Origin of the sequence: Micromonospora sp. NPDC049257, from assembly GCF_040678915.1 — a bacterium.
GTDB classification, from domain to species: Bacteria; Actinomycetota; Actinomycetes; order Mycobacteriales; family Micromonosporaceae; genus Micromonospora; species Micromonospora antibiotica.
The window spans coordinates 119,497-134,702 of the sequence record NZ_JBFAQU010000010.1; the positions used below are offsets into that span (position 1 = coordinate 119,497).

A 15,206-nucleotide genomic window follows, 5' to 3' on the forward strand; every position below is an offset into this window, starting at 1 on the left:
TAGCCCGGGAGGCGTAACCCGGGGGCGGTCCGGCGGCGGGCTGCCTATCCTTGGCGACGACATGCAGAATCCAACCGCCTCCGGCCCCGCCGCGCCCGCCGATGCCGTGTCCGCCCGTGAGCTGCACCGCCGTCTCACCCCGCTGATGTTCCGCGACCAGCGCCGCCTCCAGCGTCGGCTGGACGGGGTACGCAAGCTGCGTGACCCGCAGCGGCGCGACGAGGCGCTGGTCGAGATCGCCGGGGAGGTGTCCCGGGCGGAGGCCCGGCTGGCCACCCGGCGGGCCGCCGTGCCGAGCATCACCTATCCGGCGCAGTTGCCGGTCAGCGAGCGCCGCGACGACATCGCCGCCGCGATCCGTGACCACCAGGTGGTGATCGTGGCCGGTGAGACCGGCTCCGGCAAGACCACCCAGCTGCCCAAGATCTGCCTGGAGTTGGGGCGTGGGATCACCGGGCTGATCGGGCACACCCAGCCCCGCCGGTTGGCCGCCCGGACGGTCGCCGACCGGATCGCCGAGGAACTCGGCACCGAGCTGGGGGACGTGGTCGGCTACAAGGTCCGTTTCACCGACCAGGTGAGCGACCGCAGCCTGGTCAAGCTGATGACCGACGGCATCCTGCTGGCCGAGTTGCAGACCGACCGGATGCTGCGCCAGTACGACACCCTGATCATCGACGAGGCGCACGAGCGCAGCCTCAACATCGACTTCATCCTCGGCTACCTGCGGCAACTGCTCCCCCAGCGGCCCGACCTCAAGGTGGTCATCACCTCGGCGACGATCGAGACCGCCCGGTTCGCCGAGCACTTCGCCGACGCCGACGGCCGGCCCGCGCCGATCGTCGAGGTGTCCGGGCGGACGTACCCGGTGGAGGTGCGCTACCGGCCGTTGGTCGAGGTCGCCGAGGGCGACGAGGACGGGGCCGACGACGAGGAGAACGTCCGCGACCAGATCCAGGCGATCGGCGACGCGGTGCAGGAGCTGGCCGCCGAGGGGCCGGGCGACATCCTGGTCTTCCTCAGTGGGGAGCGGGAGATCCGGGACACCGCCGAGGCGTTGGGCAAGCTGACCCAGTCGAAACGCTCGCTGCTGGGCACCGAGATCCTGCCGCTGTACGCCCGGCTGTCGGCGGCCGAGCAGCATCGGGTCTTCGCCGCCCACCCCGGTCGCCGGGTGGTGCTCGCCACGAACGTCGCGGAGACCTCGCTGACCGTGCCCGGCATCAAGTACGTGGTGGACCCGGGTTCGGCCCGGATCTCCCGCTACTCCAGCCGGTTGAAGGTGCAGCGGCTGCCCATCGAGCCGGTTTCCCAGGCGTCGGCCAACCAGCGCAAGGGCCGCTGCGGCCGGACCTCCGACGGTATCTGCATCCGGCTCTACGACGAGCAGGACTTCGCCTCCCGGCCGGAGTTCACCGACCCGGAGATCCTGCGCACCAACCTGGCCTCGGTGATCCTCCAGATGACCGCGATCGGTCTCGGTGACCTCGCCGCGTTCCCGTTCATCGACCCACCGGACCGGCGCAACGTCACCGACGGGGTCAACCTGCTGCACGAGCTGGGCGCGTTGGACCCGACCGAGGCCGACCCGGCCAGGCGGCTCACCCCGTTGGGCCGTCGGCTGGCCCAGCTCCCGGTCGACCCCCGGCTGGCCCGGATGGTGATCGAGGGCGAGCGTAACGGCTGCGCCACCGAGGTGCTGGTGATCGCCGCCGCGCTGTCGATCCAGGACCCGCGGGAGCGGCCGGCGGAGAAGCAGGCCCAGGCCGACCAGGCGCACGCCCGGTTCGCCGACAAGGAATCGGACTTCGTGTCGTTCCTCAACCTGTGGCGTTACCTGCGGGAGCAGCAGCGGGAGCTGTCGTCCAGCGCGTTCCGCCGGATGTGCCGGGCGGAGTACCTCAACTACCTGCGGGTACGCGAGTGGCAGGACATCGTCGCCCAGTTGCGCCAGGTGCTGCGTACCCCGGAACAGGGTGACGGGCGGCGGGGGCGGCGGGGCGCGACGCAGGCCCCGCCCGACGGGGGCCGGCGCGGTCCGGCCGCCGACCTGCCGGAGGAGATCGACACCCCGAAGGTGCACCAGTCGCTGTTGCCCGGCCTGCTGTCGCACATCGGGCTCAAGGACGCCCAGAAGCACGAGTACCTGGGCGCCCGGGGGGCGAAGTTCGCGGTCTTCCCCGGCTCGGCGCTGTTCAAGAAGCCGCCGCGCTGGGTGATGGCCGCCGAGCTGGTGGAGACCTCCCGGCTGTGGGGCCGGGTCGCCGGGCGGGTCGAGCCGGAGTGGGTGGAGCCGCTGGCCCAGCACCTGGTCAAGCGCAGCTACAGCGAGCCGCACTGGGAGAAGAAGCAGGCCGCCGTGATGGCCTACGAGAAGGTCACCCTGTACGGCGTCCCGCTGGTCACCTCCCGCAAGGTCAACTTCGGGCGGATCGATCCGGCGCTGAGCCGGGAGCTGTTCATCAGGCACGCCCTGGTCGAGGGGGACTGGCAGACCCACCACCCGTTCTGGCGGGACAACGAGAAGCTCCGCACCGAGATCGAGGAGCTGGAGAACCGGGCCCGCCGCCGGGACATCCTGGTCGACGACGAGAGCATCTTCGCCTTCTACGACCAGCGCATCCCCGCCGACGTGGTCTCCGGGCGACACTTCGACGCCTGGTGGAAGAAGGCCCGGCACGAGCAGCCCGACCTGCTCACCCTCACCCGGGAGGTGCTGGTCAACGCCGGGCGTGGCGGGGTCGACGAGGCCGACTTCCCGGACGAGTGGCAGGCCGACGGGGTGACCCTGCCGCTGACGTACACCTTCGACCCGACGGCCGCCACCGACGGCGTCACCGTCGACATCCCGCTGCCGCTGCTCAACCAGGTGCCGGCGGAGAGTTTCGACTGGCAGGTGCCGGGGCTGCGCGAGGAGCTGGTGATCGCGTTGATCCGGTCGCTGCCCAAGCCGATCCGACGCAACTTCGTCCCGGTGCCGGACCACGCCCGCGCGGCGCTCGCCGCGATCACCCCCGGTGCGGAGCCGCTGCTGGACGCGCTCAGCCGGCAGCTGCGCCGGATGACCGGGGTGACCGTGCCCCGGGAGGCGTGGGAGCCGGCGAAGCTGCCGCCGCACCTGCGGGTGACGTTCCGGGTGATCGGTGACGCCGACAAGCCGGTCGCCGAGGGCAAGGACCTGCCGGCCCTGCAACGCCAGCTCCGCCAGGAGGTACGCCAGGTGGTGGCCGCCGCCGCACCGGAGGTGGCCCGGACCGGGCTGACCGGGTGGACCATCGGCACCCTGCCCCGCACCATCGAGCAGGTCCGGGCCGGCTACGCGGTGACCGCCTACCCGGCGCTGGTCGACGAGGGTACGACGGTCGGGGTGAAGGTCTTCGACTCCGAGGCGGAGCAGGCCGCCGCGCACTGGGCGGGCACCCGGCGGTTGTTGCGGCTGACCGTGCCGTCACCGGCGCAGTTCCTCCAGGGGCGGCTGAGCAACGAGGCGAAGCTGGCGCTGAGCCGCAACCCGCACGGTGGGGTGCAGCAGCTCATCGCCGACGCCGCCGGGGCCGCCATCGACAAGCTGATCGCCGACGCGGGCGGGCCGGCCTGGGACGCCGACGGCTTCGCCGCGCTGCGTGACCGGGTCCGCGCCGACCTGGTCGACACGGTGGTGGAGGTGATGGGCCGGGTCCGCCAGGTGCTCGCCGCCGCGTACGCGGTGGAGCAGCGCCTCGGCGCGACCCGCAACCTGGCCGTGGTGGCCGCCCTGGCCGACCTGCGCCAGCAGCTCACCGGCCTGGTGCACAAGGACTTCATCACCGAGACCGGCTACGCGCGCCTGCCCGACCTGCTGCGCTACCTGACCGCGATGGAGCGCCGACTGGACCGGCTGACTGCCAACCCGCAGCGGGACAAGTCCCAGCAGGACCGGATCGCCACGGTGCAGAAGGAGTACCGGGACCTGGTGGCCGGGCTGCCCCCGACCCGCCGCGCCTCGGCCCCGGTGCGGCAGATCCGCTGGATGATCGAGGAGTTGCGGGTGAACGTCTTCGCGCAGGCCCTCGGCACCCCCTATCCGGTCTCCGAGCAGCGCATCTACCGCGCGATGGACGACGCCGAGGGGCGCTGATCAGGGCAGCGGTTCCACGCCCGGCGGCAGGTCGCTGGTGCTGGTGGCCGCGTGCACGTAGTCGAGCAGGATGCGGCGCAGCTCCCGCCCGGCGTGGGTGGGCACCACGTCGCGGCGGCGGGCCACCGCGATGGTCCGGCGCACCCCGGGCGGGGCGAGCCGGGTGACCCGGATGCCGGGGCGGCGGCTGACCACGATGCCCGGCACCAGGGCGATGCCCAGGCCGGCCTCGACGAAGCTGAGCACGGCGTCCATCTCGCCGCCGTCGACCGAGAAGGTGGGCTCGAAGCCGGCCTCCCGGCACGCCTGGATGGTGGCGTCGCGCAGGTCGTAGCCCTCGCGGAACATCACCAGCGGTTGGTCGCGCAGGTCGGTGATCCGCAACTCGCCGCTGACCAGGGCGGCGGGCAGCGGCTCCACCGAGGCGATCACCAGGCTCTCCCGCAGGATCGGGTCGACCCGCAGCCCGGGGTCGGCCCCCTGCGCGGGCATGATGATCAGGGCGAGGTCGAGGTCGCCGCGCAGCAGGTCGCGGACCAGGTCCTGCGAGCCGCCCTCCTCGACCCGCAGGTCGACGGCGGGGTGGGCGTCGCGGAACCGGCGCAGCACCGGTGGGGCGAGCGAGGTGGCCAGGCTGGGGGTGGCCCCGAGCCGGACCCGGCCCCGGCGCAGGCCGACCAGTTCCTGCACCTCCCGGGTGGCGGTGTCGACGTCGGCGAGGATGCGCTTGGCCAACGGCAGCAGCACCTCACCGGCGGCGGTGAGGGCGATGTTGCCGCGTACCCGCTCGAACAGGGGGGCGCCGAGGGCGGTCTCCAGAGCGTGAACTTGCTTACTCAACGACGGCTGGGTTATGCCGACGAGGTCGGCGGCTTGGGTGAAATGTCGTACTTCAGCCACCGCGACGAAGTACCTCAGCTGATGGAGCTGCATCTTCATAGCTTATGGCTATCGAGACTGCGAGGTCGATGCATTGGACGACTGATTGCAGGGCTCCTAGCGTCGGTCAGGTGGTAATCACGAAAACTCGGTCGCCCATCCGCTCGAACGTCGGTCTCAAGGCCGTCATGGCGGTGACGGGCATCATGCTCGTGCTGTTCCTCGTCGCCCACATGCTCGGCAACCTCAAGGTGTTCACCGGCGAGACCTCGTTCGACCACTACGCCCACTGGCTGCGCGACATCGGCAAGCCGCTGCTGCCCGGGGTCTGGTTCCTGTGGATCCTGCGCACCGCGCTGGTGGTGGCAGTACTCGGGCACATCTGGGCGGCGACCGTGCTGGCCGTCCGGGCCCGCGCCGCCCGACCGGTGCGCTACGCCCACCGCAAGAAGGTCCAGGGCAGCTACGCCGCGCGCACCATGCGCTGGGGCGGCGTGATCATCCTGCTCTTCGTGATCTACCACATCCTGGACCTGACCACCGGCACCCTCAACCCGGTCGGCGACGCCAGCAACCCGTACGGCAACGTGGTCGCCGACTTCGCCCCGGACCGCTGGTACGTGACGCTGTTCTACACGCTGGCGATCGTCACCGTCGGCTTCCACCTGCGGCACGGGGTGTTCTCCGCGTTGCGCAGCCTCGGCCAGCAGACCCCCCGGGGCGAGCGCCGGGCCCGTACCGCCGCGCTGGTCTTCGCCGTCGTGCTCTGCGCCGGCTACCTGGTGGTCCCGTTCGCCGTACTCACCGGATTGGTGTCCTGACATGGAACTCTTCACCGAGGGCGAGCCGATCGCCGACACGTTGGCTCCCGACGGCCCGGTCGAGAAGCGCTGGGAGACCCGCCGCTTCGAGGCCAAGCTGGTCAACCCGGCGAACCGGCGCAAGATGACGGTGATCGTGGTCGGCACCGGCCTGGCCGGTGGCTCCGCCGCCGCCACCCTCGCCGAGCAGGGCTACCGGGTCCGCAGCTACTGCTACCAGGACAGCCCGCGCCGGGCACACTCGATCGCCGCCCAGGGTGGCATCAACGCGGCCAAGAACTACCGCAACGACGGCGACTCGGTGCACCGGCTCTTCTACGACACGGTCAAGGGCGGCGACTTCCGCTCCCGCGAGTCGAACGTGCACCGGCTCGCCGAGGTGTCGGTCAACATCATCGACCAGTGCGTCGCCCAGGGCGTCCCGTTCGCCCGCGAGTACGGCGGGCTGCTGGACACCCGCTCCTTCGGCGGCGCGCAGGTGCAGCGCACCTTCTACGCCCGGGGCCAGACGGGCCAGCAGCTGCTGCTCGGCGCGTACCAGGCGCTGGAGCGGCAGATCGGCCTGGGCAACGTGGAGATGCACACCCGCCACGAGATGCTGGAACTGGTCGTCGTGGACGGCCGGGCCCGGGGCATCGTGGTGCGGGACATGGTCACCGGTGAGATCAGCACCGAGATGGCCGACGCGGTGGTGCTCGCCTCCGGCGGCTACGGCAACGTCTTCTACCTCTCCACCAACGCCAAGGGCTGCAACGTCACCGCCTCCTGGCGGGCACACCGCAAAGGCGCGTACTTCGCCAACCCCTGCTACACCCAGATCCACCCGACCTGCATCCCGGTCTCCGGCGACCACCAGTCCAAGCTGACCCTGATGAGCGAGTCGCTGCGCAACGACGGCCGGGTCTGGGTGCCGCAGAACAAGGACGACGACCGCGCCCCCCGGGACATTCCCGAGAACGAGCGGGACTACTACCTGGAGCGGATCTACCCGTCGTTCGGCAACCTGGTCCCCCGGGACATCGCTTCCCGGGCCGCCAAGAACGTCTGCGACGAGGGCCGGGGCGTCGGGCCGACCAAGCTCGGGGTCTACCTCGACTTCTCCGACGCGATCGACCGGCTCGGCCGCAAGGCCATCGAGGCCAAGTACGGCAACCTGTTCGAGATGTACGAGCGGATCACCGGCGAGGACCCGTACCAGGTGCCGATGCGGATCTACCCGGCCGTGCACTACACGATGGGCGGGCTGTGGGTCGACTACGACCTCCAGTCGACCATCCCCGGCCTGTTCGTCATCGGTGAAGCCAACTTCTCCGACCACGGCGCGAACCGGCTCGGCGCGTCGGCACTGATGCAGGGCCTGGCCGACGGGTACTTCGTGCTGCCCACCACGATCGCCCACTACCTGGCGTCCGGGCCCCGGGAGAAGGTCGACGCCAGCCACCCGGCGGCGGTGCAGGCCCGGCGCGAGGTGGAAGACCGGATCGCCCGGCTGCTGGCCGTGAACGGCGACCGGACGGTGGACTCGTTCCACCGGGAGCTGGGTCAGATCATGTGGGAGCACTGCGGCATGGAGCGCTCCGAGGCCGGGCTGCGCAAGGCCATCGACGAGATCCGGGCACTGCGGGAGCAGTTCTGGCAGCGGGTCCGGGTGCCGGGCGACGGCGAAGGGCTCAACCAGTCGCTGGAGAAGGCCGGTCGGGTGGCCGACTTCTTCGAGCTGGCCGAGCTGATGTGCATCGACGCCCTGCACCGCGAGGAGTCCTGCGGCGGCCACTTCCGGGCCGAGCACCAGACCCCCGACGGTGAGGCGCAGCGCGACGACGACCGGTTCGCCTACGTGGCGGCCTGGGAGTTCACCGGCACCGGTGAGCCGGCCGTGCTGCACAAGGAAGACCTGAAGTTCGAGTACGTCCACCCCACGCAGCGGAGCTACAAGTGAACCTGACCCTGCGCATCTGGCGTCAGTCCGGCCCCCAGGACAAGGGGCGGATGGTGACCTACCCGGTCGACGACGTCTCCCCCGACATGTCGTTCCTGGAGATGCTCGACGTGCTCAACGAGCGGCTGATCCTCTCCGGGGAGGAGCCGGTCGCGTTCGACCACGACTGCCGCGAGGGCATCTGCGGCATGTGCGGCCTGATGATCAACGGGGACGCGCACGGCCCGCAGCGCGGCACCACCGCCTGCCAACTGCACATGCGGCAGTTCAAAGACGGCGAGACGATCGACATCGAGCCGTGGCGGGCCCGCGCGTTCCCGGTGATCAAGGACCTGGTGGTCAACCGGAACGCCTTCGACAAGATCATCGCGGCCGGTGGCTACATCACCGCGCCGACCGGCAGCGCCCCCGAGGCGCACGCCGCCCCGGTGGCCAAGGCCAACGCCGACGCGGCTTTCGAATCCGCCGCCTGCATCGGCTGCGGGGCCTGTGTGGCGGCCTGCCCCAACGGCTCCGGCATGCTCTTCACCGCCGCCAAGGTCACCCAGCTGTCGCTGCTGCCGCAGGGCCAACCGGAGCGCTACACCCGGGTGATCGGCATGGTCGACGCGCACGACGAGGCCGGCTTCGGCGGCTGCACCAACGCCGGCGAGTGCACCGCGGTCTGCCCCAAGGGCATCCCGCTGAACACCATCGGCCGGCTCAACCGGGACTACCTCACCGCCACCGCCAAGCGCGGCGACACCCCCGGTTCCTGACCCCACCGACGGTCCGACCGGCCGCCTCCGGACCCTCCGACCGCCGCACCCCCGACCGAGGGGTGCGGCGGTCGCTCCGTCCCGCCCCCACGCCTCCGCCCCACGCCCCACGCCCCACACCCAGCGTGCCCCGCGCTCCGGGCCCCACGCCCCGCGCTGCGGGCTGCGGGCTGCGGGCTGCGGGCTGCGGGCTCGATCCTGGATGTAGTGGCCTCCGCACGCCATGAGGCCACTACATCCAGGATCGAGCGCGATCACGACGGAGACCGGGGACGACCACGGGCAAGGACCGAGCACGATCACGGCGGTGGTCCAGGACGATCACGGCAGGGGCCGGGGCAGGGGACGATCACGGCAGGGGCCGGGGCAGGGGACGATCACGGCAGGGGCCGGGGCAGGGGACGATCAGGGCAGGGGCCGGGGCAGGGGACGATCACGGCTCGGTGGGCCGCCGACCTTGGCTGGCCGGTGGCCGGTTCAAGCGTCCCCGCTCGGGTAGCAGACCCCTCGACGGCACGGCGAGGGGACTCAGCGATGAAGGCACTGACCTGGCACGGCAAGCGCGACGTCCGGGTGGACGAGGTCCCGGACCCCCGGATCGAGGAGCCGACGGACGCGATCGTCCGGATCACCTCGACCGCGATCTGCGGCTCCGACCTGCACCTGTACGAGGTGCTCGGGCCGTACCTGAAGCCCGGTGACATCCTCGGGCACGAGCCGATGGGCGTCGTCGAGGAGGTCGGCTCCGGGGTGACCCGACTCAAGCCCGGCGACCGGGTGGTCGTCCCGTTCAACATCGCCTGCGGGCACTGCTGGATGTGCGAGCGGCAGCTTTTCGCCCAGTGCGAGACGACCCAGGTGACCGCCGAGGGCAAGGGCGCGTCGCTGTTCGGCTACACCTCCCTCTACGGTTCGGTCCCCGGTGGGCAGGCCGAGTACCTGCGGGTCCCGCAGGCGCAGTTCGGCCCGATCGTCATCCCGCAGACCGGGGCCGACGAGCGCTACCTGTACCTCAGCGACATCCTGCCCACCGCCTGGCAGGCGGTGAGGTACGCCGACACCCCGCCCGGTGGCACCCTGGCCGTGTTCGGCCTCGGCCCGGTCGGGCAGTTCTGCGCCCGGATCGGCCGGCACCTCGGCGCGGGCCGGGTGATCGGGCTGGACCTGGTGCCCGAGCGGCTGGAGATGGCCCGCCGGCACGGCATCGAGACGCTCGACGTCAGCCAGCTCGACGACGTGCCCGGCGCGCTGGTCGACCTGGTCGACGGGCGCGGCCCGGACGCGGTGATCGACGCGGTCGGGATGGAGTCGCACGGCTCCACCAGCGGCAAGCTGGCCCAGCACGCCGCCGGGCTGCTGCCGGACAAGCTGGCCGAGAAGATGATCGACAAGGTCGGTGTGGACCGGTTGACCGTGCTCAAGGCCGCCCTCAAGGCGGTGCGGCGCGGCGGCACCGTCTCGATCTCCGGGGTGTACGGCGGCGAGGTGGACCCGATGCCGCTGATGGAGATGTTCGACCGGGGCATCCAACTGCGGATGGGTCAGTGCCACGTACGCCGGTGGACCGACGAGATCCTGCCGCTGCTGTCCGGCGACGACGACCCGCTGGGCGTGGAGGACCTGCGGACCCACCGGGTGCCGCTGGTGGACGCGCCGAAGGCGTACGAGATGTTCCAGAAGAAGGAGGACGGCTGCGTCAAGGTCGTGTTGGCTCCGTGAGTCGGGTGGTGGTGGTCACCGGGGCCACCAGCGGCATCGGCCGCGCGGCGGCCCGGGAGTTCGCCGGGCGCGGGGACCGGCTGGTCCTCGCCGCCCGCTCCCCCACCAGCCTGGCCGAGGTACGCCGGGAGTGCCGTGCGGCCGGCGCGGACCGGGTACGCACGGTGCCCACCGACGTGACCGACCCCGACGCGCTCGACGCCCTGGCCGACACGGCGGTACGCGAGTTCGGTCGGATCGACGTGTGGGTGCACACCGCGGCGGTGATGGCGTACGGCCGGTTCGAGGAGATCCCGGCGGAGGTCTTCGACCAGGTGGTCCGCACCGACCTGCTCGGCGCGGCCGGCGTCGTCCGGGTGGCGCTGCGCCGCTTCCGGGCGGCCGGCGGGGGCACCCTGATCCTCACCGGTTCGGTCCTCGGGCACGTCACCGCCCCCTACATGAGCGGCTACGTGACCAGCAAGTGGGGCCTTCAGGGGCTGGTCCGTTCGGTGCAGCAGGAGGCCCGGGACCTGCCCGGGGTGCACGTCTGCCTGGTCACCCCGGGCAGCGTGGACACCCCGGTCTACCAACGGGCGGCGAACTACCTGGGGCGGGCCGGCCGGCCACCGCTGCCGATCACCACCCCGCAGCGGGTGGCCCGGGCCGTCGCGCGCTTGGCCGACCGGCCCCGCCGGGAGGTGTCGGTGGGCCGGGTCAACCTGCTCATGCGGGGTGGCTTCACCCTCCTGCCGGGCGTCTACGACGCGCTCGTCGGGCCGTTGATGCGGCGCGGCGGGCTGACCGGGCAGCCGGTCGCCCCGCACGACGGCGTCGTCTTCTCCCCGGACCCGGCGGGCGCGGCCGTCCGCGGCGGGTGGCTGCCGGAGCTGTCCGACCTGCTGCGCCGGGCCGGTGCCCCGACCGGCCGGGCGGTGACGGCGGTCGCGGCCGGGGCGGCGGTCGCGGCCGGGACGGCGCTGGCGGTCGGGACGGCACTCGCGGCGGGTGGGGCGGCCCGGCGTCGGCGGCGGTGAGCAGCCCCCCACGGGCCGGTCCGCCCACCTAGAGTGGTGCCCCGGAGACAGCTCCGGGCACCGCTCGACGGGAGAGACGTGACCAGCAGGGTGAACCGCAGGACGGCGCTGGGTCTCGGCACGGCCGCCACGGCCGGAGCGGTACTCGTCGGCACACCGGCATCGGCCGCCGGCCGCCCCGGCAAGTCCGCTGCCCCCGCGGCGAGCCCCGAGCTCGTCGCCCCGAGGATCGCTGCGGCCTTCCAGCGGGAGAAGTCGCTGACCGGCGGCAACTGGCAGGTCCACCTCAGCCTGGAGAACGGGGTCACCCCGCTGGTCGCGGTCTCCGAGTCCGCCGACCGGCGGGTCGAGGCGTACAGCGTCAACAAGATCGCGGTGGCCGTCGCAGTGCTCGACAAGATCGACCGAGGGCTGCTCACCCTCGACCAGCGGGTCGAGGTGGCCGCCTCGACCGTGGTGCCCGGCGGTGACGGCATCTTCGTCCTGGACACCGCCTACCCCAGTTCGGTGACGGTCGGGCACGTGCTGGCCAACCTGCTCACCGTCTCCGACGACACCGCGTCGCGGCTGTGCGGTCTGGTCTGCCCGGCCGCCGAGATCAACCGCACCCTGGCCGCCAAGGGTTTCCCCAACACCCAGGTGCAGCCGCTGTCCGACCCGCACCGGTTCTATCTGGGCACCAGCACCGCCCGGGAGACGCACGCGCTGCTGCGCGCCCTGGTCGCCGGCACCCTGCTGTCGCCGTCGTCGACCGCCCTCGTACTCAAGCTGCTGCGCGCCCCGGTCGCCTTCACCGACGGCATCCGGCGCACCATGTCCTCGGCGGAGCGGGCCCGGGTGGCCACCAAGGCGGGCTGGTTCGTCGACGCCCGGCACGAGGCCGGTGTGGTCTTCGACACCACCGGGGCGGCCGTGCTGACCTACGTCCTCTTCGCCGACGGCCAGGCCGACCGGGACAACTTCGGCGCCACCCACCCGGTGGTGCAGGCCCGGGCCCGGCTCGGCCGGTTCCTCCTGGACGCCACCGCGCAGCTCAGGGGCACCGCGGACGCGCCCCGGCACCGGGTGGCCCGGCAACGACCCAGCAACGGCGGCTGACCGGCCCTGCCGTCCGTCCCGCCACCCGGACCTCCCACGGCCCGGCGTCCGGGCCGCCCCCGGCCCCGTCCCCCACCGACCGGCCCGGGGAAGCGGGGGCGGTCCGAGGGTCGGCGTGGGCGGGAGCCGCCGGTGGTGACTACCGTGTAGTGCGGGACACCGGCGAGGGGGACGACACATGGGGCAACCAGCGCAACGCGCGGTCGAGCGGAGGCTCGGCGGTCGGCTGTGGCAGGTGGCGGGGCTGGCGGCGGTCGCCGGCCTGGCCTGGACGGCGCGGGACGTGCCGGCGGCGCTGGGCGGCCGGCTGACCGGCGCACGCGCGCAACGGGCCGCCCGGTCGGCGCAGTTCCGCGACGGGACCTTCCACAACCGGGTGGCCACCCGCACCATGCCCGGCGGTGACCCCGGTCGCAACCTGCTCCGGGAGCTGCTCTTCGGCCAGCAGCGTCGCCGCCCCACCGCCCCGGTCCCGCTGGTGCGGCCCGCCCCGGCCCCGACCACCGACGTCGACCGTGAGCTGGGCATCGTCTGGTACGGCCACGCCTCGACCCTGGTCGAGATCGAGGGGCACCGGGTGCTGATCGACCCGGTGTGGAGCGACCGCTGCTCGCCGTCGGCCGCGGTGGGGCCGAAGCGGCTGCACGAGCCCCCGGTACGCCTCGACGAGGTGCCCACCGTCGACGCGATCCTGATCTCCCACGACCACTACGACCACCTCGACATGGCAACCGTCCGGGAGCTGGTGCGCCGGCAGTCGGCGCCGTTCCTGGTGCCGCTGGGCGTCGGCGCGCACCTCGACCGGTGGGGGGTGCCGGAGGACCGGATCGTCGAGCTGGACTGGTCGCAGGGGCACCGGGTCGGCGGCCTGGAGATCACCGCGACCGCCGCCCAGCACTTCTCCGGCCGGGGGCTGCGGCGTGACGGCACGCTGTGGAGTTCGTGGGTGGTCGCCGGGGCGCACCGGAAGGTCTTCTACACCGGCGACTCGGGCTACTTCGACGGGTACGCCGAGATCGGCGCGGAGCACGGGCCGTTCGACGTGACGCTGATGCAGATCGGCGCGTACGACCGGGCCTGGCCGGGCATCCACATGTTCCCCGAGGAGGCCGTCGCCGCCCACCTCGACCTGCGCGGCGACCTGCTCGTCCCGGTGCACTGGGCCACCTTCAACCTGGCCCTGCACGACTGGTCCGAGCCGGTGGACCGGCTCTGGGCCGAGGCCAAGGCGCACGGCGTGCGGCTGGCGGTGCCCCGGCCCGGCGAGCGGGTGGTGGTGGCCGACCCGCCGCCGGTCGACGGCTGGTGGCAGACGATCGCCTGACCGCGCGCCCACCGCCCGCCGCTCAGAGCACGAAGGCGTCGGTCCACAGCGCCCCGGAGCGACCCGACAGGACGTCCAGCATCGCCACGGCCTGACCGTCGGTGAGTTGGGCGACGAAGTCGACGATGGCCCGGCCGCGGGCCCGGCCGATCCGGTCGGGGGTACGCGGGTGCAGCTCCGCCTCGGCCAGCTCGACCAGGTCGGGCAGCCGGCGGGGCAGCCGGGACTCCTCCTCGGGGTCGAGCAGCCACTGCCAGAGCGCGTCGACCAGGGTGTCCAGCAGGCGGGCCTGGCCCCGCTGGTGCAGGGCCAGGTCGGGGCGGGCCAGCACGAAGCGGTGGTGGACGAACTTGAGCACCTGCACCTCGTGCCACTGCGCCGGGGCCAGTTGCACGTGGCCGGAGCGCACGTCCGGGGTGGCGGTCACCGTGATCGCGTCGACCAGCCGGGTGGTCCACCGGGCGGAGAACCGGGCCACGTACTGTTCCGCCTCGATCGACCCGTCGAAGGGCAACGCCAGCAGCCCGTCCACCAGTTCCTCGCGGACGTGCTCGACGGCGGCGGCGAATGCGTCGTCGTCGGCGATCCAGGCGTCCTTGCGGTGCAGTTGCCGACGCAGCGCCTCGATCGCCGTGCCGGGCCGGCGGGCGGCACCGGCCAACGCCGGGTCGGTGACCGCGCGCAGGTGCCCGCCCTCCCGCTGCCAGGCCATCAGCTCGGCGGCGACGGTGCCCTGCTGGAGCACCCCCACCCGGTAGAAGTCCTCCACGTCGTGGATGGCGTACGCGATGTCGTCGGCGGTGTCCATCACCGACGCCTCGACGGTCTGCTGCCACTGCGCGATCCGCCCGGTGAACGGGGCGCGGGCCTGCCGCAGGTCGGCCAGTTCCGTGCCGTACGCGCCGAACTTCGCCGAGCCGCTGTCCGGGTCGTCCGGTGGGGCGGCGGCGCCTCGGGGGGCGGGACGCAGGTGCCGGGGGTGCGGGTCGGGGTGGTCCAGCCGGGTCCACGGGTATTTCAGCATCGCCGCCCGCACGGCGGCGGTCAGGTCGAGACCGGTGGTGGCGGCCCCCCGGATCTCGGTGCTGGTGACGATCCGGTACGACTGGGCGTTGCCCTCGAATCCGTCGGCCAGCCCGAGCCGCTGCCGGGCCAACCGGTCCAGCACCCGCTCCCCCAGGTGCCCGAACGGCGGGTGACCGAGGTCGTGGGCGAGGGCGGCGGCCTCCACCACGTCCGGGTCGCAGCCACCCAGTTTCTCCAGCAGGTCCCGCTGGGTCGGGTCGGCGGTCAACCGCTCCGCGATCGCCCGGGCCACCTGCGCCACCTTGAGACTGTGGGTGAGCCGGTTGTGCACCAGCAGTCCGGAGCCGACCGGGCTGATCACCTGGGTCACCCCACCGAGGCGGGCGAAGAAGGGCGAGGCCACGATCCGGTCCCGGTCGGCCCGGAACGGGCTCGCGGCGAGGTCACCGAGGGCTCGGGCACTGCCGCCGAAGAGGCGACGGGCACGCGGATCCGCAGGTTGCTCCATG

Annotated in this window: 10 protein-coding genes; 8 read left to right on the plus strand and 2 right to left on the minus strand. The window is 72.7% G+C overall.

Translation table 11 applies throughout. The annotated features are described in order from the left end of the window. The first annotated feature begins 61 nt into the window (after positions 1-61). A complete protein-coding gene (hrpA, locus tag AB0K25_RS17215; RefSeq protein WP_363821057.1) occupies positions 62-4,117 on the plus strand; it encodes an ATP-dependent RNA helicase HrpA in 4,056 nt (1,351 codons plus the stop codon). Here hrpA and AB0K25_RS17220 read toward each other — a convergent pair whose 3' ends face one another. Next, positions 4,118-5,056, minus strand: a complete 939-nt coding sequence (locus AB0K25_RS17220) for a LysR family transcriptional regulator (protein WP_208568987.1) — start codon at positions 5,054-5,056, stop codon at positions 4,118-4,120. Between the two features lie 29 nt (positions 5,057-5,085). On the opposite strand from AB0K25_RS17220, the gene AB0K25_RS17225 reads away from it, so the two are divergent. The 7 genes from AB0K25_RS17225 to AB0K25_RS17255 all read left to right on the plus strand — a co-directional run bounded on the left by AB0K25_RS17225 (position 5,086) and on the right by AB0K25_RS17255 (position 13,671). Continuing rightward, positions 5,086-5,817 carry a succinate dehydrogenase cytochrome b subunit gene (locus AB0K25_RS17225; RefSeq protein WP_208569079.1) on the plus strand — a complete coding sequence of 244 codons (732 nt, stop codon included), beginning with the start codon at positions 5,086-5,088 and terminating at the stop codon, positions 5,815-5,817. 1 nt (position 5,818) lies between these two features. After that, positions 5,819-7,756: a fumarate reductase/succinate dehydrogenase flavoprotein subunit gene (locus AB0K25_RS17230; RefSeq protein ID WP_219469374.1), complete on the plus strand. Its 1,938-nt coding sequence runs from the start codon at positions 5,819-5,821 to the stop codon at positions 7,754-7,756. Continuing rightward, entirely contained in the window at positions 7,753-8,514 is a 762-nt protein-coding gene (locus AB0K25_RS17235) for a succinate dehydrogenase/fumarate reductase iron-sulfur subunit (RefSeq protein WP_208568989.1), read from the plus strand. The genes AB0K25_RS17230 and AB0K25_RS17235 overlap by 4 nt, the downstream gene beginning before the upstream one ends. A 534-nt stretch (positions 8,515-9,048) precedes the next feature. Beyond that, positions 9,049-10,233, plus strand: coding sequence for a zinc-dependent alcohol dehydrogenase (locus AB0K25_RS17240; protein ID WP_219469371.1), 1,185 nt, complete (start codon positions 9,049-9,051; stop codon positions 10,231-10,233). After that, on the plus strand, positions 10,230-11,249 hold the full coding sequence (locus AB0K25_RS17245; RefSeq protein ID WP_363821062.1) for an SDR family NAD(P)-dependent oxidoreductase: 1,020 nt from the start codon (positions 10,230-10,232) through the stop codon (positions 11,247-11,249). Before AB0K25_RS17240 ends, AB0K25_RS17245 begins: the two co-directional genes overlap by 4 nt. A gap of 78 nt (positions 11,250-11,327) precedes the next feature. Next, complete coding sequence (locus AB0K25_RS17250) at positions 11,328-12,347, plus strand: serine hydrolase (RefSeq protein ID WP_219469364.1); 1,020 nt, start codon at positions 11,328-11,330, stop codon at positions 12,345-12,347. Positions 12,348-12,525: 178 nt separating this feature from the next. Continuing rightward, the gene (locus AB0K25_RS17255; protein WP_357535990.1) at positions 12,526-13,671 is read left to right on the plus strand and encodes an MBL fold metallo-hydrolase; all 1,146 of its coding nucleotides are present in this window, start codon (positions 12,526-12,528) and stop codon (positions 13,669-13,671) included. Positions 13,672-13,693: 22 nt separating this feature from the next. Here the strand turns inward: AB0K25_RS17255 and dgt are convergent, their stop codons facing one another. After that, entirely contained in the window at positions 13,694-15,205 is a 1,512-nt protein-coding gene (gene dgt, locus AB0K25_RS17260; protein WP_363821065.1) for a dGTP triphosphohydrolase, read from the minus strand. Position 15,206: the final 1 nt, after the last annotated feature.